This is a genomic window from Pseudomonas sp. Leaf15 (assembly GCF_001421425.1).
Taxonomy (GTDB): Bacteria; Pseudomonadota; Gammaproteobacteria; order Pseudomonadales; family Pseudomonadaceae; genus Aquipseudomonas; species Aquipseudomonas salomonii.
Map to the genome: position 1 here is coordinate 45,471 of NZ_LMKI01000037.1, position 20,346 is coordinate 65,816.

The window sequence follows — 20,346 nt, forward strand, 5'->3', positions numbered from 1 at the left end:
GCCCGGCTCCCACACTTGGAATGTATTGCAACCTGTGGGAGCGGGCTTGCCCGCGATGGCGATCGAACTGCCGACACCGTTCACGCCGGTGTTTTCTTGACCCGCAACGCCTTGGCCTTTGCCTCCACCGCCAAATACATCACCAACGCCACCAACAGCGGCAAAATAAAGTAGATCGCCCGGTAGGCAATCAGCCCTGCAAGCAAACTTCCCCGCGACGCCTCATGCTGCATCAGCCCGATAAACACTGCTTCCAGCACACCGAGCCCGGCGGGGATATGGGTGATCACCCCGGCAATCGCGCTGATCAGCAGCACGCCCAATACCAGCGGGTAGTCCAGCTTGGCCGGCAGTAAAGTAAAGATCACCGCCGCCATCAACGACCAGTTCAACGCACCCAGCGCCAGCTGCAAACAGGCCATGCGCAACGACGGCAAGTTGATCTCGATACCCTTGACCGACCACGCGCGTTTCTTGGCAAACTGGCACGCCGCCAAGTAACCCAGGCTGGCCAGCACCAGCAGCATGCCAATGCCTTGCAACGCGCCGCTGCTGACCTTCCAACCCGGCGGCATGGTCACCAACCCACTGCTGAACACCACACCGGCCACGGCCATATAGCCAAACCAGTTGGTGGCCAGGCTCAGCCCAAGAATCTTGGCGATATTGCTGGTGCTCACCCCGAGCCGCGAATACAGCCGATAGCGCATGGCAATGCCGCCGACCCACGCGCTCAGGTTGAGGTTGAAGGCATAGCTGATGATCCCCACCGGCAGGATCTGCTTCCAGCGCAAATCCTGGCGAATGTAAGTGCGGCCGATCAGGTCGAAGCTGGCGTAGACAAGAAAGCTGCAAAGCGTCAGCCCACCGGCGATCAACAGCGTGCGCAGCTTGAAGTCCGCCAGCGTCTGCAGCACTTCGCTCCAGTCGATGCGCCGCGCTAGCAGGGTGAACAGCACAATCAGCAGCAGAAAGAACGCGATCGTCAGCGGTTTCTTCCAGCGCTTGAACCGCGAGCCGCCGCTTTCAGTGGTCATGGGCCTGGCTCTCGAATGGCTTGAGGCGCGGTTTGTGTGCCGGCAGCCAACCCGTCAGGGCGGGGAAGTGCCGCATGACATGGAACACCAAAAAGCCCACGGTCAATCGCCATAACCACAGGCGCGGCTTGCGCTTTTCCGGCATGGTCTGGCAGTGATTGCGCGCCAGTGTTTCCAGGCTTTCGTACAGCTGTTGATTGAACGCGCGGTCACGAATCAGCACGTTGGCTTCCAGGTTCAGCGACAGGCTCAATGGGTCCAGGTTGCTCGAACCCACAGTGCTCCAGTCGTCATCCACCAAGGCCACTTTGCCATGCAACGGGCGCTGGCAATACTCGTGAATCACTACGCCATCCTTGAGCAAATAGTCATACAGCATGCGCGCGGCGAGCTTGGCCAGCAGCACATCGGGTTGGCCCTGCATGATCAGTTGCACCTGTACGCCACGTCGCGCGGCATTGCGGATTTCACGCAGCAGGCGATAGCCTGGGAAGAAGTAGGCGTTGGCAATCACCACGCGTTTTTGCGCCTTGCTCAAGGCGTGTATATAGGCCTCTTCGATATCATCGCGGTGTTGCAGGTTATCGCGATAAATCAGGCGCACCAGGCCGTCGTCGGTGTGCGTCGGCCACAGCGATGGCCGTTGCTGGCGCCGTCGCCAGCCGCGTCGCGTGCGCACCTGGCGGCCACTTTGGGCGAGGGCGAAATGATGCAGGTCCGCCACGGCCGGGCCGCTTACCTGCACGGCATAATCCTGCTTGGCTTCGGGGCCGAAATCACCCAAGTGGTCGGCAGAAAAATTGATCCCGCCGATAAACGCCACGGCGGCGTCCACCACCACAATCTTGCGGTGCAGGCGACGGAACCAGTTGGTGCGAATGCCCACTATCTTCGCTGCCGGGTCAAACATTTGCACCGTCACCCCGGCCTCGGCCAGCTCACCGAGAAAGGCAGGGCTCAGCTCGCCGCAGCCAAAGCCATCGAGGCTGACGATCACCTTTACGCCGCGCTGCGCCGCCTCAATCAGGATGCCTTGCAGTTCATGGCCAACCTTGTCTTCGAACAGAATAAAGGTTTCCAGCAGGATCTCCCGCTGCGCCTGGCGCATGGCCTCGAAGACGGCGGGAAAGTACGCCTCGCCGTTCTCCAGCAGCTCAATGCGGTTGCCCGGTTGCCAGCCGTAATCCAGGTCGCGGGCCTTGGCATCATCCGGTGGCTGGTCGGTGGCAATGTGTTCCACGGCGACATTCATAGTTCGATCTCCACCGACAGCGGCACGTGGTCTGACAGGTGAGACCAGGGCCGCGTCGTCAGCGCCCTGGGGTTATGCACCTTCAGGTTACGCACATAGATGCGATCCAAAGGCAGCAATGGCAGGCGCGCCGGAAAGGTGCGCGCCGGTTTGCCATGGGCTTCGATAAACACTTCCCTGAGCCCGCTTTGGCTCAGGTCGGCCTTGTGGCGCCAGTCATTGAAATCACCGGCGACGATCAGCGCCGCGTCAGCCGGAATCTCGGCAATGCGCTGCTCCAGCAAACGCAATTGCTGCTGGCGATGCACCTCGCGCAGGCCCAGGTGCATGCAGATCGCATGCACCTCTTGGCCGCTGCCCGGCAAGCGCAGCACGCAATGCAGCAGGCCACGGCTTTCATGCCCGCTCAGGGAGATATCGAGGTTGTCGTAGCGGATGATCTGGAATTTGGACAGCAGCGCGTTGCCGTGGTCGCCATGCGGGTAGACCGCGTTGCGGCCGTAGGCGAACTGCGGCCAGATGCTGTCGGCGAGGAACTCATACTGCGGCATCTTCGGCCAGTCGCTGTAACGCTGCGGGTGCCGCTCATGGGTGCCGTGGATTTCCTGCAGGAACACCATGTCGGCGCCCACGCTGCGCACCGCCTCACGCAACTCGGGCAGGATGAAGCGTCGGTTCAACGCGGTGAAACCCTTGTGGATATTGACCGTCAGCACGGTGAAGCGGGTGATGGCGGTGCTGGGCGTAACGGGCACCCAGTCGGCAATCGCAGCCATGATCGCTCCTGTGGATAGGTAAAGGGTGAGCCTGTTTTATTGGCTGATGTTATTGGCTGACTGCGGGTGTTGACGGAAAGTTTCGAGTGACCTACAGGCGGTGCTGTTAACCGATCGTTCCCACGCCCCGCGTGGTAACGCAGCCCGGGACGCTCCGCGTCCCATGGACGCAGAGCGTGGGAACGATCAGCGCTCAAACCCGTCAGTTCCTTACAGACCCTGCTGAAGGAGCCCGGTGTTTTGCTGAATCTAAAGACTGCATTACTGCTCGTCGCGCTGTTGGTGTGTGGCAATGGCGCGCTGCAAGCCGCGGCCGCGGCGCCTGCGGCAGCTGAGGCTCCCGCCAAGCCGGAGTTGCTGGTCGAAGGTGGCTTGCTCGGCGCCATCAGCTCCAGCATTGACGATGTGCAAGACAAACTCGACCTCAACCAGAACCTCATCGACGCCTGGCGCCTGCGCGCCGACCGTGCGGCGGATGAAGTCGGGCGGCTGGTCGATCAAACCGCCCAACGTTCGCCGTGGAGCGTGGCCGGGGACTTCCTGCTGCTGTCCGGGGTGTGGGTCGGCGCCTTTGCGGCGCTCACACTGCTGGGGCGCTTTAGCGTGCAACGCCTGGGTCGGCGGCGTTTCGTTGCACAGCGCGGGCGTCTGCAGGGCGTTCTTGGCTACGTGGTGCCCTACACGATTCCAGCCGTGATCTGCCTGCCGCTGACGCTTTACGTCAGCCACTTTTTACCCAGCTCCGTAGGCCGTGCGCTGGCGCTGTGTTTTGCCTATGCCACCAGCAGCGGCATCTTCTCCACGTCGATGCTGTTGTGCGTCATCGTCATGTTCAACGTCGGCCATAAACGCCCGGCCGTGCAGATTATTCGCAACTATTGCCCCAAGCCGCTGTTCCTGATCGGCTTTCTCGCCGCCCTCAGCGATGCCCTGACCAGCCCGCAGATCGCGCGCCAGTTGGGTGGCAATATCACCAGCAGCATCGCGGTGTTTACCGGCCTGTTCGCGGCGGTGATTTTCGGCGTGCTGGTGGTGCGCCTGCGCCGTCCGGTCGCGCATCTGATCCGCAATCGGCCGCTGGCCCAGCGCCTCAAACACCCGGCGCTGCAGCAATCGCTGCGAGTGTTTTCCGGGCTGTGGTATTGGCCGATTCTGTTGATGGTGCTGGTCTCGGCGATCAACCTGATCGGTGCCGGCGACGATAACCAGAAAGCTTTGCGTTGCGCGCTGTTCACCACGATTCTGTTGATCGGCACAGTGTTTCTCAGCACGGTGTTGCAACACCTGTTCAAGTCCCGCAGCCAGGTGGCGATCCAGCGCAGCAGCGCCTACAAAGAGCGCTTCCTCAGCCTGCTGCACGCAATACTGCGCATCGCCATGGCCATCGCGTTTATCGAAATTCTCGGGCGTATCTGGGGTGTATCGCTGTTCGAATTTGCCCAGCGTAACTCGGTAGGCCGGGCGATCAGCGATTCCCTCAGCAGCATTGGCCTGATCCTGCTGGTGACCTGGCTGTTCTGGGTGGTGCTCGACACGGCGATCCAGGAAGCCTTGAAGCCGCCGGTCAACAAGCGCTCCAGTCGCCAGCCCAGCACGCGAGTCAAAACCATCCTGCCGTTGTTGCGCAATGCGGTGAAGATCGTGCTGGTGGTGATCTGCGCGATCACCACCATGGCTAACCTGGGCATCAATGTCGCACCTCTGCTGGCCGGTGCCGGTGTGGTCGGTCTGGCCATCGGTTTTGGCTCCCAGCAGTTGGTGCAGGACGTGATCACCGGCCTGTTCATCATCATTGAAGACACGCTGTCGATCGGCGATTGGGTAGTGCTCGACTCCGGCCATGCCGGCACCGTGGAAGGCCTGACCATCCGCACCCTGCGTCTGCGAGACGGCAAGGGGTTTGTGCACTCGGTGCCGTTCGGGCAGATCAAGGCGGTCACCAACCAGTCGCGGCAGTTTGCCTATGCGTTCTTCTCGGTGCAGTTCACCTACGACACCGACGTGGACAAGGCTGTGGAGCTGATCCGTGAGGCGGGGCAGTCGATCCGCGACGATGTGTTCCTCAAGTACAACCTGCAAGGTCCGCTGGAAGTGTTCGGGGTCGACAAGATGGACCTCAACGGCGTGGTGCTGACGGCGCAGTTCCGTACCGTGTCGGGCGGGCAATATGCTGTGAGCCGCGCGTTTAACCAACGCCTGAAAAAACTTGTGGATAACTGTGATGAGGTGCACTTCGCGCAAACTTATCCACAGCAGGTTTGGCTGCCCAAGCGTTCGGCGCATGTGGATGAGGCGGGTGAGGAGGTGCCGGGTGCGGTGGTGGTGACCGAGCAGCACAGGCCTCAATGATGTAATGAATGTTCCGGCCTCATCGCAGGCAAGCCAGCTCCCACCGTTGGAATGCATTCCCCTGTGGGAGCCGGGCTTGCCCGCGATGAGGCCGGCAAGGTCAACAGAGGGTTCAGCGCCTGATTAACTTCTCCTGCACCGCCTGCAAGTCCTCCTCCAGCAACACCTGCTGCTTACCCGCGACCATCACCGCCGCCGGCAAGCCATCGCGATACACAATCCGGTTACCACTCACCGCAGGCACTTTGCTGCCCGGTAGCAAGGTGCCCACCAGGTTCAACGGGTCCGCCCCGCACACCGCAATCAAACTGCCGTCATGCGGCCGACGTCTGACCTCACGTAGCAACGGGATCGCCTCCGGCAGCGCAAACTGTTCCCCCGCCAAACCACTCACAAACCGTCCGCCGCGAATCTCGCCCCGCGCCTCCAGGCGATGGAAGGTGCGCAGCAATTCGCGCCAGCTAGGCAGCCAGTCGGCTTCGCGCTCCAGCAACCGCCAGAACACCACGCCATAACGGCGCAGCAGGGTCATGGCCACATGCTCCAGGGTCTCGGCCGAATGCGGGCCAGCGGCGGTGGGGGAGCGGCGCACCAGGGCCCAGCGCCCGGCGTCGTCCATGCCGCCGATAAATGCTCCGCGACCCCGCCGGCTGCTGCGCGCCTGGCGTTTGCTGGCGGGCGTGGTCAAGGCCCGCAGCCCGGCGAAACTGTCGGCATTCACCAGCCCTGCGCCCACCAGTTCCTGCAAGGCGGTTTCCAGTTCGCTGCGCAGCAGATGGGCTTCGTGCACCAGTTCGTCGAAGAACAGCGCGCCGTGTTCACGCAGCGCCAGGTGGACCTTTTGCGCTTTGGGCGACAACGTGGTGCTGTCGGTCGGTTCGGTCAGCCCGCTCCACAACGGCACCTGGCTGCGTGGCAGCAGTACCACCGGCGTACTGCGCAATGCCAGGGCGCCGGCCTTGTGGCTCAGGCGCGTCCACACCAGTTTGCCGCTGCGGCACAGCTCGTCGAGCCAGGTGGAGGAATAGTCCTTGAGCCGCGCACTGAGCAAGTCGCTGTCCCAGGCCGAGGTGGCGGCGGCGTAGCCTTCGAACTGCCCGACAATTTGCGGCAACATTGCGCTGCCCTGGCCACGGGTGCCGTCGGACAGGTGCTGCCAATCGAACAGAAAGCGCATGAAATCCTGCAGCGCCACCGGCTCGATTTCCCGGCGCAGGCGCTTGACGGTGTAGCGATGGATACGCGCGAGCAAATGCCGCTCGCACCATTGTTCCTGGCTGGCGCCGGGGCTGAAATGGCCGCGCAGCACGTAGCCTTCCTGCTCCAGACGCGCGAGTGCCTGGCTGATATCCGCGACCGGCAGGGCCAACGGCGTGGCGATCTCGGCCAGGCTCAACGGGCCGAAACCGCCGAGGCGCGCGCGCAGCACTTCAGCCAGCGCATCGTCAAAGGCCCACGGTTCATCGAAGCCTGGCAACAACGGCAAGTCATTCGGATAGATCGCTTGTATGCAACTCAAGCGTTCCACCGCCACCCACAGGCCATTGTCCAGTTGATAGGCGCGCCCACCTTTGGCCAAGGCGTGCAACCACTCGGCCCATTGCGGCGTGACTTCGTTGCCGGCGATACAGGCCAGGCTCATCAGCGCTTCATGCATTTCATCCAGGCCATTGGGCGCGGGCCAGGCTTCTTCACGCACGCCGGCAATGGCCTCGGCGTCCAGCGCGCCGAGGTCGTCGGTACTCTGCGGGTCGCTCCAGCGACGGTTGAGCACGGCCTGGGTACGGCGCTCTTCCAATGGTGCGTCGTCGAGAAAGGTGTAGGGCCGCGCGCTGAGAATTTCGGCGGCCATGGGCGAGGGCGCAGGCAGGTCGCGGCTGATCAGGCGCACTTCGCCGCGCTCCATGCGCCGCAACAGCGTCAGCCAACCTTCGCTGTCCATGGCTTCGTGCAGGCAGTCGTCGAGGGTTTGCTCAACCAGCGGGTGTTCGGGGACTTCGCGCTCGCCGGCAAGGTTTTCCAGGCAGGCAATCTGGTCGGGAAACACGCTGGCGATCAGGTCTTCGCTTTTCATGCGCTGGATCTGCGGCGCCACCTTGCGCCCGCCGGTGTAGCGCGGCAACGCCAGGGCCACACTCGCATTCCAGCGCCAGCGTACGCCAAACAGCGGCGCATCCAGTACGGCCTGGATCAGCAGGTGCTCGGCGCTGTGGCTGTTCACATAGCGCCACACCTCATCCAGCTCAAAACTGTGGCTGGTGGACAGCGACAGCACGATTGCATTTTCACTGGCGGCCGCCTGCAATTCAAAGTTGAACGTGCGGCAAAAACGCTTGCGCAGTGCCAGGCCCCACGCACGGTTGATGCGGCTGCCGAACGGCGTGTGGATGATCAGTTGAGTGCCGCCGGACTCGTCGAAAAACCTCTCCATGATCAAGGTGTCCTGGGACGGTAAAGCGCTCAGCGCCAGGCGCGCACGGGCCAGGTAATCGAGGACCTGTTCGGCGCTGGCGCGGTTCAGGCCAAGGCTGGCGGTGAGCCAGTCTTGCGCGGGGTGCAGGTCACCGGGTGTGGTGGCGAGCAGGGCGTCCAACTGCCCCTGAAAGCGCGCGACGGCCGCCGACAACTCGTTGCTGCGCCCCGGCGCTTCACCCAGCCAGAACGGGATGGTCGGCGGCTGGCCGTGGGCATCTTCGACACGCACTTTGCCGCTTTCTACCCGCAGGATTCTGTAGGACGTATTACCGAGCTGGAAGATATCCCCGGCGATGCTTTCCACCGCGAAGTCTTCGTTGACGCTGCCGATGTTCAGGCTCTGAGGCTCCAGCAATACGCTGTAGTCGGCATTGTCGGGGATGGTGCCGCCGCTGGTCACGGCGGTCAGTTTGGCGCCACGGCGGGCGCGCAGGGTGTGGGTCACGGCGTCACGGTGCAGGTAGGCGCTGCGGATGCCCTGGCGGCCGTTGTAGCCGTCGGCGAGCATGTGCAGCAGCGCCTGGTAGTGGCGTTCATCGAGTGCGGCGTAGGGTGAGGCGCGGCGGATGAGGGCCAGCAACGCCTGTTCCGGCCATTCGCGGGCGCTGACTTCGGCGATGATCTGTTGGGCCAGCACGTCCAGCGGGGCGATGGGGATGTGCAAGATGTCCAGTTCGCCGCGCCGCACGCAGTCGAGCAGGGCGGCGCATTCGATCAAGTCATCGCGGGTGGTGGCGAACAGCCGTCCCTTGGGCGTGCCACCGACCTGGTGGCCGGAACGCCCGACCCTTTGCAGAAAACCGTTGATGGAACCGGGTGAGCCGATCTGGCACACCAGGTCGACCTCACCGATATCAATCCCCAACTCCAGCGACGCGGTGGCGATCAGCACTTGCAGCTCACCGGCCTTGAGCCGTTGCTCGGCGTCCAGGCGCAGCTCTTTGGCCAGGCTGCCGTGGTGCGCGGCCACGACAGTCTTGCCCAAACGCTCGCTCAAGTGTCGGGCCAGGCGTTCGGCCAGGCGCCGAGTGTTGACGAACACCAGCGTCGTGCGGTGTTCGCGGGCCAGTGTGGCAAGGCGGTCGTAGACCAATTCCCACACATCGTTGGCCATCACCGCCGAGAGCGGCACCGGTGGTACTTCGATATTCAGGTCGCGGGGGCGTGCGTGGCCGATATCGACGATGGCGCACTCACGCCCGCTGCCGACTAAAAAGCGCGACACCGCCTCGATAGGCTTTTGCGTGGCCGACAGGCCGACGCGGGTCAACGGCTCGCTGCATAAACCTTGCAGGCGCTCCAGGCTCAGGGCCAGGTGGCTGCCGCGTTTACCGGCGGCGATCGCATGGATTTCGTCGACGATCACCGTGCGCGTGCTGGAAAGCATTTGCCGACCGGAGTCCGAGCCCAGCAGCACGTAGAGTGATTCCGGCGTGGTGACGAGGATATGCGGCGGCCGTTTGCGCATTTGTGCGCGGTCTTTTTGCGGGGTGTCGCCGGTGCGCACGGCGGTGCGGATAGTCAGCGGCGGCAAGCCCTGCGCCTGTAATTGCGCGGTGATGCCGGCCAGCGGGTTTTGCAGGTTGATCTGGATGTCATTGGACAGCGCCTTGAGCGGCGACACGTACACCACCAGCGTTTCGTCCGGCAGTTGCCCACCGTTGGCCAGGCCTTGATGCACCAGGTCATCGAGCACCGCCAGGAACGCAGTCAGGGTTTTGCCGGAGCCTGTGGGCGCGGCGATCAAGGTTGAGCGGCGTTGGCGGATCAGCGGCCACGCCTGGGCCTGGGCGTCGGTCACCGAGGGAAAGGTGTTGCCAAACCAGGCACTGACGGCGGGGTGGAAGCCGTCCAATACCGTGTCGGTTGATTCGGGAAGGTTCATCTATTGATTGATACTGCCCATTCCAACAAGTTGCAATCAGGTACTTTGTCCGTGACGGTTGCGCTACAAACCCGCAAAATGCAACGATTCTGGCAACAACCTACGGCAAGGCGCACACGCCTGCCGATAATAACCATCGTTCCAAACAGACCGGGCCTGCTCAATCTATGCGAATGCGCCTTATGTTACTGGGCGGCGGGAATGCCCTCGGGCAGGCGCTGATTCGCCTCGGTGCAGAGGAAGACATCGGTTTCCTCGCACCTAAACCGCCCCAAGACGGCTGGGATGCCGCGAGCCTCACCCAATTGCTCGACGACACCCGTCCCGATGCGCTGATCAACCTCGCCTACTATTTCGACTGGTTCCAGGCCGAAGCGGTCAGCGAAACACGTTTGGCCGCCCAGGAGTTCGCCATCGAACGCCTGGCCGAACTGTGCCAGCACCACAACATCACCTTGCTGCAACCGTCCAGCTACCGCGTGTTCGATGGCTCCCGCGCCACCGCCTACAGCGAAAAAGACGAGCCGGTGCCCCTGGGCCTGCGCGGCCAGGCGTTATGGCGGATCGAGCAGAGCGTGCGCGCCACTTGCCCGCAACATGTGCTGCTGCGCTTTGGCTGGCTGCTGGATGACAGTGTGGATGGGACCCTCGGGCGCTTCCTGGCCCGTGCCGAGAAACCCGATGAATTGCTGATGGCCGATGACCGGCGCGGCAACCCGACGCCGGTGGACGACGCGGCGCGGGTGATCATCTCGGTGCTCAAGCAACTCGATTGCGCGGCGCCGCTGTGGGGCACCTATCACTACGCCGGCCACGAAGCGACCACGCCGTTGGCGCTGGGCCAGGCGATCCTTACCGAAGCGCGCAATTTTCATCCGCTGGCGATCGAATCACCCACCGCCCAGGCCCACGCGGCCCGGCCGGATGCGGCGGACGAGCCGCAGCACGCGGTGCTGGCCTGCAAGAAAATCCTTCACACCTTCGGCATCAAGCCACGGGCGTGGCGGGCGGGGTTGCCGGCGCTGCTGGATCGGTTCTACCGGCATAGCTGAAGGCAACACAAAAAAATGTGGGAGCTGGGGTTGTGTGGGAGCTGGCTTGCCTGCGATAGCATCACCCCGGTATCACTGATACACCGAGGTGCCTGCATCGCGGGCAAGCCCGGCTCCCACACAAACCCAGCTCCCACATTGGGTTCTGCGGTTTGTTTAGAACTTGTAACCAATACCCACCATGTAAACCATCGGATCAACATCCACATTGACCTTGGCACGTGTGCCTTGGCCCAGCGCATTGTTATCCACAGTCGCCTTGGTGCTGATGTCGATGTAACGCGCCTGGGCGTTGATCATCCACTTGTCGTTGATCATGTAGTCGGCACCGATCTGCGCGGCCCAGCCCCAGGAGTTTTCAGCCTTGAAGTTGCTGAAACCAGCTTGTTCGGCGCGGCTGCCGACGTGCTCGTCGTAGATCCAGGTGTAGTTGATACCGGCGCCCACATACGGCTGGAACGCGGACTTGTTGTCCAGCGGGTAGTACACGACGCTCAAGGTCGGCGGCAGGTGCTTGAGCGTACCGAGCTTGCCGTTGGCGGCGCCCAGGGCGGTGTTCTTGATCTTCACGTCATGCTCGAACGGCGTGGCGGCCAGCAGTTCGATACCGATGTGGTTGGTGATCATATAGGCGAAGTTGAGGCCCAGTTGGGTGTCGCTGCTCATGGTCGCCTTGCCGCCCAGGTTGGTGCCGGCCAATGGCCCCTGGTCAACCTTCACATGGCCGCTGTCTGCTTTCGGGTTCACGGTGATTGCACCGGCGCGAATCAGAATGTCACCCGCTTCGTGAGCGTGTGCGACAGGGGCGGCAAGGGCAAGCGCGAAGAGGGACGCGCCGAGCAGAGACTTGTTCATGGGAGCTCCAAAAGGACGTTAAAAGTTGTACGTCCAATGGTAAAGATCGTTCCGTTCGATCTTTTGATTCAGCTCAATGAAAGCTCGATCAGCGTTATTCCTGCAGCTCGTAGACGTAAATCTTCTCGGCATCCATCTGGTAACCGGCATCGGCCAGCTCACTGGAAGACGGCTTGACCTGCATCGCACCTTCGATCCAATACGGCTGATACAGCTCATCGAGCTTCACGCCGACTTCGCTTTTCACATGCACGATCTGGTTCGACGGCGGCGGCGGTACGTGGATGCACGCGCCGAAATACGGCACCAGCAAAAACTCGGTGGTGCGGCCTTCTTCGCTGACTTCCAGGGGCACGATATAGCCCGGCAAACGGATGTGCTTGCCGTTAAGGCTCTGCACCACCGGCGCGTTGGGCAGTTCCTGTTTGGCCGCAGGCGCCGCTTCCACCGAGAGCGCATCAGCCATGTTCGACAGGTCGTGCAGCGGTTTCATATTGGGGATTTCCGGCGGCGCGTCCGGCGGAATCATTTCCTGCCACGACAGGTCCTTGGGCTGCTCGTCGGCCCAGGCGGGCACCACCACCAGCAGCAACAGCGCAAACAGGGCACGACGCATCGACAGCTTCCTCATAAACGTATGGACAGGCCATCGGCCAAAGATTGCCGATAGGCGCGCCACGCGGGCACGCTACCCATCAACAGCGCGGCGGCCAGAATACCGGCGAGCAAGGTCCATTCATATTCACTCGGCCACGACATCGGCAGGTCCAGGCCGTAGTTGGCCTGCAAATACCCGCGCGATGCGGCGATGCACACGTACAGCAGACCCACGCCCGCCACGACGCCCGACAAGGCCAGCGCGAAGGCTTCGAAGATCAGCAGTGTCGCAATGTGCCACGGCCGTGCGCCCACCGAGCGCAAAATCGCCATCTCGCGGCGGCGTTCGTTGAGGCTGGTGAGGATTGCGGTGAGCATGCCGATCAAACCGGTCAGCACCACGAACAGCGAGATCACGAACAGCGCTTTTTCGGCGGTGCCCATCATGCTCCACAGCTCTTGCAGCGCCACGCCGGGCAGGATTGCCAGCATCGGCTCGCCACGGAATTCATTGATCTCGCGTTGCAGCGCGAAGGTGGAAATCTTGTTGTTCAGGCCCAGCATGAACGCGGTGATCGCTTGCGGCGTGAGGTCCATATTGCGCGCCTGGTCGGCACTGATACGGCCTTTGCCCTGGGCCGGCACGCCGTTGTGCCAATCGATATGGATCGCCTCCATGCCGCCGAGGCTGATGTGCAGCGTGCGGTCCACCGGCGTGCCGGTGCGCTTGAGAATGCCGACCACGGTGAAGGGTTTGTCGTCGTGTTTGACCAGGCTAACCACTGCTACACCGTGGGCCAGCACCAGCTTGTCGCCGAGCTTGTAGTGCAGCGCATCCGCCACTTCGGCGCCGAGCACCACTTCAAACGGGTCAGTGGCGAAAGCGCGGCCGCTGGCCAGTTCGAGGTTCTGCTTGCGGCCGTATTGGTAATGCTCGAAGTAGGACGCGTTGGTGCCCATCACGCGATAGCCACGGTGCGAGTCGCCGAGGGAAATCGGGATCGCCCATTTCACCTGCGGGCTGGCGGCGAAGTGCTCGAAGCTGTCCCAACGGATGTTATTGGTAGCGTTGCCGATGCGGAATACCGAGTACAGCAGCAAGTTGACCGAGCCGGAACGGGCGCCGACGATCAGGTCGGTGCCGCTGATGGTGCTGGCGAAACTGTTGCGCGCCTCAACACGCACGCGCTCTACGGCGAGTAACAGGCACACCGACAGGGCGATGGCGAAGGCGGTGAGGATCGCGGTAAAGCGGCGGTTAGCCAGGCTGGCCATGGCTAGACGGAACAGATACATCTCAAACCTCTGCGGGCGTGGCGGCGCGATTGAGTTCGGCCAGCGACAGGTGGCGGTCGAACAGCGGCGCGAGGCTCTGGTCATGGCTGACAAACAACAGGCTGGCGCCGGCTTCGCGGCATTCGGCAAACAACAGCCGGATAAACGCTTCGCGGGCGTCGTAATCCAGGGCCGAGGTGGGTTCGTCGGCGATCACCAGTTCCGGTTGGCCGATCAGCGCGCGGGCGGCGGCCACGCGTTGTTGCTGGCCGATGGACAGCGAGTCGGCACGGCGTTCCAGCAGGCCTTTGTCCTTCAAGCCCAAATGCGCCAGCAAGGTCGCGGCGGCCTGGTCGACGCTGCCGTGACGCTGAGTTGCCCGCTGCGCCCGCAGCCTGGAAAAGTGACACGGCAGCTCGACGTTCTCGCGCACGGAGAGAAACGGCAGCAGGTTGAATTGCTGAAAGATGTAACCCGTGTGATCAACGCGGAAGCGGTCGCGGGCACCGGCCGAGAGTTCGGTCAGCTCCTGGCCGAGCAGGCGGATGCTGCCTTGGCTGGGCTTCTGCACGCCGCCCAGCAGCCCGAGCAAAGTGGTTTTGCCACTGCCACTCGGGCCCTTTAGAAACAGGGTTTCTCCCGCTTCCAGGCGGAACGCGGGGATGTCCAGCAACTGTGGGTGGCCGGGCCAGTTGAAGCCCAGGTCAGACAGTTCGATCAGTGCTTGGGTCATGTGAAATCAATATCGCCTGGTTGTAGAGCGTGGCGCCGATCCAATGTGGGAGCTGGCTTGCCTGTGATGACGGCGGCACATTCAATATCGATGTGTCTGTTATACCGCTATCGCAGGCAAGCCAGCTCCCACATTGACCGTGTTTCAAATCAGAATTTCAGGGCGGCTGCGCTGGCCGTCGCTTCAATACCTTGCTGGCCGCTTGGGCCGATCAGTTGTACCTGAATCTTCTGGGTGGCAGGGAAGGTCTTGAACACTTGGGTCAGGTCAAGGTTGCTCAGGGCCGTCGGCGTAGCGCAGGTGAACTGGTAGTGGGCGTGGATTTCGCTGTGGTCGTGATGATGTTCGTGGGCGGCAGCGCCTTTGCCGTCGGTGGCGTGGTCGTCATCGTCCTCATCATGGTCGGCTTCAGGCTTGTCGCCGAACAACGGGCTGTTAAGTTCCTGGGTGCTGATCACGCAGCCGGCCGCCTTGGGCAGGTTGAACAACGCCAGCGGATTTTCCAATTGTTTGCGCGCGGCGGCGACCTTGGCCTTGTCGGCAGGCGTGGTGGCTTTGTGTTCAAAGCCCACAAGGTTCATGGCCGGGCTGTCGAATTCCAGCTCGAGCGCCTGGCCGTCGAGTACCGCATTGAGGCGGCCGACACCATGCTCGTGGGCACCGAGGCTGCCGTGTTCATGCTCATGATCGTGTTCATCGGCGGCATGGGCGATGGCCAGGGGCAGCAGGGCAAACGGCAAGGCAAGCAGCAGGCGGCGCATTAGAAGGCTCCATAAGATGAAAGTTTTGTTATGTGATCTTATAACAATATTCGCGCCAGTTTGAACGCCCGCTTGGCGTTGTGCAAGTCGCGTGGGAGCATGCGGGTCGGAAAACTGCGGGAGTAAGAGCGATGTTGCGAATTCGTGGAACCGTCGGTGACATGCCGGTGGATTTGACCCTGGAACTCGATGACGGCGATTGGGCACGCCTGGGCGCCCACTTGCAGGCAACACCGGCGCCGGGTGCGTCCGCTGTTGCGCCGGTCAAACACAACGATGATTTGTGGCAGAACGCCCAGGATCTGTTGCGCAAGGCCGGGCAACTCAATGGGCTTGAGTTGCTTGATCAGCTTGAGGGCTTGGCCGGTGATGCGGCCTCAGGCAAACGCCTGCTTGTGCGGCTGCGCCACAGTGCCAGTGTGAAAGTGGCCATCGGCGGGGATACGCCGCTGTACAGCTGGATCGGCGATTAATACAGCGCGGCGAACAACTTGCGACGGTACACCGTGACCAGCGGGTGGTCATTGCCGAGCAGTTCAAACACCTGCAGCAACGTCTTGTGCGGCAAGCCTTCGCTGTAGCTGCGGTTGCGGATAAACAGCTTGAGCAGGCCTTCCAGCGCCGCGTCGTACTGCTGGCGCGCCAGCTGCTGAATTGCCAGCTGATAGGCTGCTTCATCATCCTGCGGGTCTTGCGCCAGGCGGCTTTTCAAGTCGGCGGCGTCCGGCAGGTCGGCGGCCTGGCGCAGGAAGGTGATTTGCGCCTTGGCGCCGGCGAGGGCGGCCTTGTGATCGTCGCTTTTCACTGCGTCGAGTACAGCCTGAGCTTCGCCCAATTCACCGCGCTCAGCCAGGCAACGTGCATACAGAATCAGCGCGCCAGCGTTGGTGTTGTCCTCGCCCAGCAGCGCCACCAGCACGGCCTCTGCATCGCTGATACGGCCTTCGGCAAACAACGCCTGGGCCTGTTCCAGCGGATCAGCCGCCTTCGGTGGCGGCATCTTCACGTGGGGTTCCAGCATCGCTCGCACGGCCGACTCCGGTTGTGCCCCGGCAAACCCGTCCACCGGCTGGCCGTCCTTGAACAGCACCACCGTGGGCAGGCTTTGAATGCCAAAACGCGCGACGATGTCCTGCTCGGCTTCGCAATCGACCTTGGCCAACAGCAACTCGCCCTGATAACTCTCGGCGATTTTCGCCAGCATCGGCATCAATGCCTTACACGGCGCGCACCACTCGGCCCAGAAATCCACCAGCACGGGTTTTTCGAATGAGTTCTGAATCACTGCCTGGTCGAACGTAGCAGTGGTGGCGTCGAAGATGTACGGCGTGGGCTCACTCATGGGGCGTCTCGAATAAAGCGGGAATGGGGCAACTATAAGGGCTGGCGAGGTTGGCTGAAAGCATGATGAGTTCAAGCCAGCCCCTACTGGAGAATGCGCTCAACTGTGGCGAGCTGGCTTGCCCGCGATGGCCATAGGTATCTACACAACTTTTGAAGGCAGCCAATTTCTCCTGTGGCGAGCAGGCTTGCCCTGCGTTGGGCTGCGAAGCAGCCCCAAACCCAGTCGCTGAGTTCTTTCAGGAAAAATGCAGTGCCTTTACTGGGGCCGCTTCGCAGCCCAACGCAGGGCAAGCCTGCTCGCCACAACAGCCCACTTACAACAGACTTCGTGTTAGCCGGTTGTGTAGATACCTATGCCGCGATGGCCTCAAGTGCGCCGCGAATGGTACAGGCTCACTTTGCGAAACTCCCAAGGCTCGGCCAGGTCCGGCAGCGTCAGCGCATCGAGGATGTCCAGGCGCTGATAAGCCGGGTGCTGGAAGTCACGCACCCGTGAGTCGGCCACCAGCGCTTCACGGCCACGTGTCAGGAAGTGGTCGAGCAGCGGCAGGTTGGCGCGGTCGTAGAGTACGTCGGCCACCAGGATCAGGTCGAAGCGGTCGGCCTCGGCAAAAAAGTCGGCTGAATAACTCAGCGCTACACCATTGAGTTCGGCGTTTGCCCGGCACGCGGCCAAGGCCAGCGGGTCGAGGTCGCAGACCACCACTTCCAGCGCGCCGGCTTTAACCGCCGCTATGCCGGCCACGCCGGAACCGGCGCCAAAATCCAGCACGCGTTTGCCCGCCACCCACTCGGGATTCGCCGCCAGGTAGCGCGCCAGCGCCAAACCGCTGGCCCAGCAAAAACTCCAGTACGGCGGTTCATGCAGGATGCGCCGGGTTTCTTCCTGGCTGAAGGCACGGTCCATGTTGTCCGCATCCAGCAGCCACAACGACAGTGCGGTGCCCGGCAGTGGGCAGGGCACCAGGTGCGCGTCGCCGATCAGTTCGCTCAGGGCGCGTTGCAGGCCCAACGGTGGCGTCATGGTGCCCGGACGAGTTGCAGCGGGCCGGTGGTCTGGGTGATCGCCTGGGTGATGCGCACCGCGGGCAGGTGCAGGATCAACTGGCCGGACTGGCTGGCGCGACCGCGCAGTTCAACCCGTGCACCGGCCGGGAAAGCCTCTGGATTAAAGCGCAAGCGGAAGGCCAGGGGCTTGCCGTTGCCGGTGAGTACGCTGCTGGCGAGCAATTGTTGCGGGCGGTTGCGCTCGTCGATCACCAACAGGGCCAGTTCGACTTCGGCGTTGGCCGGCACGCCATTCAGGGTGCCGTTGATTTCACGCTGGTAAGCCGGCAGTGGGCCCAAGTCTTCAATGCCGGGGACTTTTTTCTCTTGGGCAGGCGCCGGTTGAGGCGTCGACGGTTTTGGGGCTTCGCTGCTGCAGGCGACCAGAAAACTGAACAGGGCGAGTAAAACAAGTGGTCGTAACTGCATGTACGGCTCCAGAAAGGGCAAAATCCGTGGCTTAAAAAATATGAAACATAATAGTCAGCCTATATACCGTAAAGGCTATGGCTTGTCTTGCCACGGGGATGCGCTACCATGGCCCTCCCATTTTTTGTTGCCTGCCAACCATGCACTGTCCCTTCTGCGGTGCCAACGACACCAAGGTCATTGACTCGCGTCTGGTCGCCGAGGGCGATCAAGTACGCCGCCGGCGCGAATGCCTGGCCTCTGGCTGCGGTGAACGTTTCACCACCTTCGAAACCGCCGAACTGGTATTGCCACGTCTGATCAAGTCCGACGGCAGCCGCCAGCCTTTCGACGAAGAAAAACTGCGCGCCGGTATGCAGCGTGCCCTGGAAAAACGCCCGGTGAGTGTCGAGCGGCTGGAGGCGGCGCTGGTGCATATCAAGCACAAGCTGCGCGCCACCGGCGAGCGCGAGGTCAAGAGCCTGGTGGTTGGAGAACTGGTGATGGGCGAGCTGCAAAAGCTCGACGAAGTCGCCTATATCCGTTTCGCCTCGGTGTATCGACGCTTCCAGGACCTCAATGAGTTCCGCGAAGAAATCGACCGCCTGGCCCGTGAGCCTGCCAAAGAATGAACCCTCCGTCTGCCGAACAAGCTGTCCTCGACGCCCATTACATGGCCCGCGCCCTCGAACTGGCGCGCAAAGGCCTGTACACCACCCATCCCAACCCAAGGGTGGGTTGTGTGATTGTGCGGGATGGGCAGATTGTCGGCGAAGGCTGGCATGAACGCACCGGCGAGCCCCATGCCGAGCCGAACGCCCTGCGCGCCGCCGGCGACAAGGCCCGTGGCGCCACGGTGTACGTGACCCTCGAACCGTGCAGCCACCATGGGCGCACGCCGCCCTGCGCCGATGCGCTGGTGACCGCCGGTGTGGCACGCGTGGTGGCCGGGATGCAGGACCCGAACCCGGAAGTGGCCGGTCGCGGCCTGCAGCGCTTGGCTCAAGCCGGTATCGAAACCCACAGCGGCGTGCAGGAACAACAAGCGCGCGCGCTGAACCCCGGCTTCCTCAAGCGTATGGAGCACGGCCTGCCGTTTGTGCGGGTCAAGCTGGCGATGAGCCTGGACGGCCGTACCGCGATGGCCAGCGGCGAAAGCCAATGGATCACCGGGCCGGCTGCCCGCGCCGCCGTGCAGCGCCTGCGCGCCGAGGCCAGTGTGGTGCTGACCGGCGCCGACACTGTGCTGGCTGACGGTGCGCGCCTTACTGTGCGCGCCGCTGAGCTTGGGCTGGACGCAGAAACCACCGCTCTGGCCATGTCGCGCCCGCCATTGCGCGTGCTGATCGACGGACGCCTGCGGGTGCCGCTCAACGCACCGTTCTTCAAGGCGGGCCCGGCGCTGGTCATCACCTGCGTCACTCCGGAAAACCAGTTCCCCCGTGGCCCGGAATGCCTGGTGGTGCCGGGCGTGGAAGGTCAGGTTGACCTGCGCTCGGCGCTGGTGGCGCTGGCTGCCCGTGGCGTGAATGACGTGCTGGTAGAAGCCGGCCCAAGCCTGGCAGGCGCGTTTGCCCAACAAGGCCTGGTCGACGAATACGTGATTTTCGTCGCCGGCAAGTTCCTGGGCTCCGCCGCCCGGCCTTTGCTCGACTGGCCGCTTGAGAAACTGGCCGATGCCCCCCAACTCAAGATCACTGAAATGCGCGCTGTAGGCGACGACTGGCGAGTCACTGCCATCCCGCTACCACCAGCGAGCGTATAATTCCGACCGGGCGCTCAAGCGCCCGTCCCGTTTTCCAGGAGAAGGCCATGTTCACCGGCATTATCGAATCCATCGGCAGCATCCGCGCCATGACCCCAAAGGGCGGCGACGTGCGCCTGCTGGTTGAAACCGGCAAGCTCGACCTCGGCGACGTCAAACTGGGCGACAGCATCGCCGTCAGCGGCGTGTGCCTGACTGTCATCGAGTTGCCGGGTAACGGCTTTGCCGCCGACGTCAGCCGGGAAACCCTGGACTGCACCGCGATGAATGACCTCAAGGCCGGCAGCCCGGTCAACCTGGAAAAAGCCCTGACCCCGACCACCCGTTTGGGCGGCCACCTGGTCAGCGGCCACGTCGACGGCGTCGGCGAGGTGGTTGCACGCAGCGAAAACGCGCGCGCCGTGGAATTCCGTATCCGCGCGCCGAAAGAACTGGCCAAGTACATCGCCCACAAAGGCTCGATCACTGTCGACGGCACCAGCCTGACCGTGAACGCCGTGAATGGCGCCGAATTCGAACTGACCATCATCCCGCACACCCTGAGCGAAACCATCATGGCGTCGTACCAGCCAGGTCGCCGGGTGAACCTGGAAGTCGACTTGCTTGCCCGTTACCTGGAGCGCCTGCTGATGGGCGATAAGGCAGCTGAGCCTGACTCTTTACAAGGGCGCGGGAACATCACTGAAAGCTTTCTGGCCGCTAACGGCTACCTGAAATCCTGACCAAGGGGGTGCC

General features: G+C 62.6%; 18 protein-coding genes. 6 read left to right on the plus strand and 12 right to left on the minus strand.

Features of this window, described 5'->3' with window-relative positions; genetic code table 11:
- Positions 1-80: 80 nt before the first annotated feature.
- The 3 genes from ASE80_RS28955 to ASE80_RS28965 are packed head-to-tail and all read right to left on the minus strand — an operon-like array spanning position 81 to position 3,065.
- The gene (locus ASE80_RS28955) at positions 81-1,037 is read right to left on the minus strand and encodes a lysylphosphatidylglycerol synthase domain-containing protein (protein WP_056861902.1); all 957 of its coding nucleotides are present in this window, start codon (positions 1,035-1,037) and stop codon (positions 81-83) included.
- Entirely contained in the window at positions 1,027-2,289 is a 1,263-nt protein-coding gene (gene clsB, locus ASE80_RS28960; protein ID WP_056861903.1) for a cardiolipin synthase ClsB, read from the minus strand. The genes ASE80_RS28955 and clsB overlap by 11 nt, the downstream gene beginning before the upstream one ends.
- Positions 2,286-3,065: an endonuclease/exonuclease/phosphatase family protein gene (locus ASE80_RS28965; protein WP_056861904.1), complete on the minus strand. Its 780-nt coding sequence runs from the start codon at positions 3,063-3,065 to the stop codon at positions 2,286-2,288. The genes clsB and ASE80_RS28965 overlap by 4 nt, the downstream gene beginning before the upstream one ends.
- Positions 3,066-3,305: 240 nt before the next feature.
- Between ASE80_RS28965 and ASE80_RS28970 the strand changes: the two genes are divergently transcribed.
- Positions 3,306-5,414, plus strand: coding sequence for a mechanosensitive ion channel family protein (locus ASE80_RS28970; protein WP_056861905.1), 2,109 nt, complete (start codon positions 3,306-3,308; stop codon positions 5,412-5,414).
- 112 nt (positions 5,415-5,526) lie between these two features.
- Here the strand turns inward: ASE80_RS28970 and ASE80_RS28975 are convergent, their stop codons facing one another.
- On the minus strand, positions 5,527-9,774 hold the full coding sequence (locus tag ASE80_RS28975) for a DEAD/DEAH box helicase (RefSeq protein ID WP_056861906.1): 4,248 nt from the start codon (positions 9,772-9,774) through the stop codon (positions 5,527-5,529).
- Positions 9,775-9,941: 167 nt separating this feature from the next.
- Here ASE80_RS28975 and ASE80_RS28980 point away from each other — a divergent pair, with 167 nt between their 5' ends.
- Complete coding sequence (locus tag ASE80_RS28980) at positions 9,942-10,826, plus strand: sugar nucleotide-binding protein (protein WP_017135982.1); 885 nt, start codon at positions 9,942-9,944, stop codon at positions 10,824-10,826.
- Between the two features lie 156 nt (positions 10,827-10,982).
- Here ASE80_RS28980 and ASE80_RS28985 read toward each other — a convergent pair whose 3' ends face one another.
- The 5 genes from ASE80_RS28985 to ASE80_RS29005 all read right to left on the minus strand — a co-directional run bounded on the left by ASE80_RS28985 (position 10,983) and on the right by ASE80_RS29005 (position 15,047).
- Complete coding sequence (locus ASE80_RS28985) at positions 10,983-11,681, minus strand: OmpW/AlkL family protein (protein ID WP_017135983.1); 699 nt, start codon at positions 11,679-11,681, stop codon at positions 10,983-10,985.
- A gap of 94 nt (positions 11,682-11,775) precedes the next feature.
- Entirely contained in the window at positions 11,776-12,297 is a 522-nt protein-coding gene (locus ASE80_RS28990) for a DUF3299 domain-containing protein (RefSeq protein WP_056861907.1), read from the minus strand.
- A gap of 11 nt (positions 12,298-12,308) precedes the next feature.
- Positions 12,309-13,574: an ABC transporter permease gene (locus ASE80_RS28995; protein ID WP_056861908.1), complete on the minus strand. Its 1,266-nt coding sequence runs from the start codon at positions 13,572-13,574 to the stop codon at positions 12,309-12,311.
- A gap of 1 nt (position 13,575) precedes the next feature.
- Positions 13,576-14,286, minus strand: a complete 711-nt coding sequence (locus ASE80_RS29000; protein ID WP_056861909.1) for an ABC transporter ATP-binding protein — start codon at positions 14,284-14,286, stop codon at positions 13,576-13,578.
- Positions 14,287-14,435: 149 nt separating this feature from the next.
- Positions 14,436-15,047 (minus strand): DUF2796 domain-containing protein, encoded by a 612-nt coding sequence (locus ASE80_RS29005; RefSeq protein ID WP_056861910.1) that lies wholly within the window; start codon positions 15,045-15,047, stop codon positions 14,436-14,438.
- A 131-nt stretch (positions 15,048-15,178) separates the two neighbouring features.
- On the opposite strand from ASE80_RS29005, the gene ASE80_RS29010 reads away from it, so the two are divergent.
- Positions 15,179-15,520 (plus strand): hypothetical protein, encoded by a 342-nt coding sequence (locus ASE80_RS29010; RefSeq protein WP_056861911.1) that lies wholly within the window; start codon positions 15,179-15,181, stop codon positions 15,518-15,520.
- Here ASE80_RS29010 and trxA read toward each other — a convergent pair.
- The 3 genes from trxA to ASE80_RS29025 all read right to left on the minus strand — a co-directional run bounded on the left by trxA (position 15,517) and on the right by ASE80_RS29025 (position 17,867).
- Positions 15,517-16,389: a thioredoxin gene (gene trxA, locus ASE80_RS29015; protein ID WP_056861912.1), complete on the minus strand. Its 873-nt coding sequence runs from the start codon at positions 16,387-16,389 to the stop codon at positions 15,517-15,519. The two genes, ASE80_RS29010 and trxA, sit on opposite strands and share 4 nt — an antisense overlap.
- A gap of 369 nt (positions 16,390-16,758) precedes the next feature.
- Complete coding sequence (locus ASE80_RS29020) at positions 16,759-17,415, minus strand: class I SAM-dependent methyltransferase (protein ID WP_056861913.1); 657 nt, start codon at positions 17,413-17,415, stop codon at positions 16,759-16,761.
- Positions 17,412-17,867, minus strand: coding sequence for a YbaY family lipoprotein (locus ASE80_RS29025; RefSeq protein WP_056861914.1), 456 nt, complete (start codon positions 17,865-17,867; stop codon positions 17,412-17,414). Before ASE80_RS29025 ends, ASE80_RS29020 begins: the two co-directional genes overlap by 4 nt.
- 140 nt (positions 17,868-18,007) lie before the next feature.
- Between ASE80_RS29025 and nrdR the strand changes: the two genes are divergently transcribed.
- The 3 genes from nrdR to ASE80_RS29040 are packed head-to-tail and all read left to right on the plus strand — an operon-like array spanning position 18,008 to position 20,333.
- A complete protein-coding gene (gene nrdR, locus ASE80_RS29030) occupies positions 18,008-18,478 on the plus strand; it encodes a transcriptional regulator NrdR (RefSeq protein ID WP_015886108.1) in 471 nt (156 codons plus the stop codon).
- Complete coding sequence (ribD, locus tag ASE80_RS29035; RefSeq protein WP_056861915.1) at positions 18,475-19,611, plus strand: bifunctional diaminohydroxyphosphoribosylaminopyrimidine deaminase/5-amino-6-(5-phosphoribosylamino)uracil reductase RibD; 1,137 nt, start codon at positions 18,475-18,477, stop codon at positions 19,609-19,611. The genes nrdR and ribD overlap by 4 nt, the downstream gene beginning before the upstream one ends.
- A 47-nt stretch (positions 19,612-19,658) precedes the next feature.
- Positions 19,659-20,333, plus strand: a complete 675-nt coding sequence (locus ASE80_RS29040) for a riboflavin synthase (RefSeq protein ID WP_056861916.1) — start codon at positions 19,659-19,661, stop codon at positions 20,331-20,333.
- Positions 20,334-20,346: the final 13 nt, after the last annotated feature.

Coding starts and splice junctions, on each gene's coding strand:
- ASE80_RS28955 (WP_056861902.1), bottom strand. CDS start 1,037: ATGACCACTGAAAGCGGCGGCTCGCGGTTCAAGCGCTGGAAGAAACCG.
- clsB (WP_056861903.1), bottom strand. CDS start 2,289: ATGAATGTCGCCGTGGAACACATTGCCACCGACCAGCCACCGGATGAT.
- ASE80_RS28965 (WP_056861904.1), bottom strand. CDS start 3,065: ATGGCTGCGATTGCCGACTGGGTGCCCGTTACGCCCAGCACCGCCATC.
- ASE80_RS28975 (WP_056861906.1), bottom strand. CDS start 9,774: ATGAACCTTCCCGAATCAACCGACACGGTATTGGACGGCTTCCACCCC.
- ASE80_RS28980 (WP_017135982.1), top strand. CDS start 9,942: ATGCGAATGCGCCTTATGTTACTGGGCGGCGGGAATGCCCTCGGGCAG.
- ASE80_RS28985 (WP_017135983.1), bottom strand. CDS start 11,681: ATGAACAAGTCTCTGCTCGGCGCGTCCCTCTTCGCGCTTGCCCTTGCC.
- ASE80_RS28990 (WP_056861907.1), bottom strand. CDS start 12,297: ATGCGTCGTGCCCTGTTTGCGCTGTTGCTGCTGGTGGTGGTGCCCGCC.
- ASE80_RS28995 (WP_056861908.1), bottom strand. CDS start 13,574: ATGTATCTGTTCCGTCTAGCCATGGCCAGCCTGGCTAACCGCCGCTTT.
- ASE80_RS29000 (WP_056861909.1), bottom strand. CDS start 14,286: ATGACCCAAGCACTGATCGAACTGTCTGACCTGGGCTTCAACTGGCCC.
- ASE80_RS29005 (WP_056861910.1), bottom strand. CDS start 15,047: ATGCGCCGCCTGCTGCTTGCCTTGCCGTTTGCCCTGCTGCCCCTGGCC.
- ASE80_RS29010 (WP_056861911.1), top strand. CDS start 15,179: ATGTTGCGAATTCGTGGAACCGTCGGTGACATGCCGGTGGATTTGACC.
- trxA (WP_056861912.1), bottom strand. CDS start 16,389: ATGAGTGAGCCCACGCCGTACATCTTCGACGCCACCACTGCTACGTTC.
- ASE80_RS29020 (WP_056861913.1), bottom strand. CDS start 17,415: ATGACGCCACCGTTGGGCCTGCAACGCGCCCTGAGCGAACTGATCGGC.
- ASE80_RS29025 (WP_056861914.1), bottom strand. CDS start 17,867: ATGCAGTTACGACCACTTGTTTTACTCGCCCTGTTCAGTTTTCTGGTC.
- nrdR (WP_015886108.1), top strand. CDS start 18,008: ATGCACTGTCCCTTCTGCGGTGCCAACGACACCAAGGTCATTGACTCG.
- ribD (WP_056861915.1), top strand. CDS start 18,475: ATGAACCCTCCGTCTGCCGAACAAGCTGTCCTCGACGCCCATTACATG.
- ASE80_RS29040 (WP_056861916.1), top strand. CDS start 19,659: ATGTTCACCGGCATTATCGAATCCATCGGCAGCATCCGCGCCATGACC.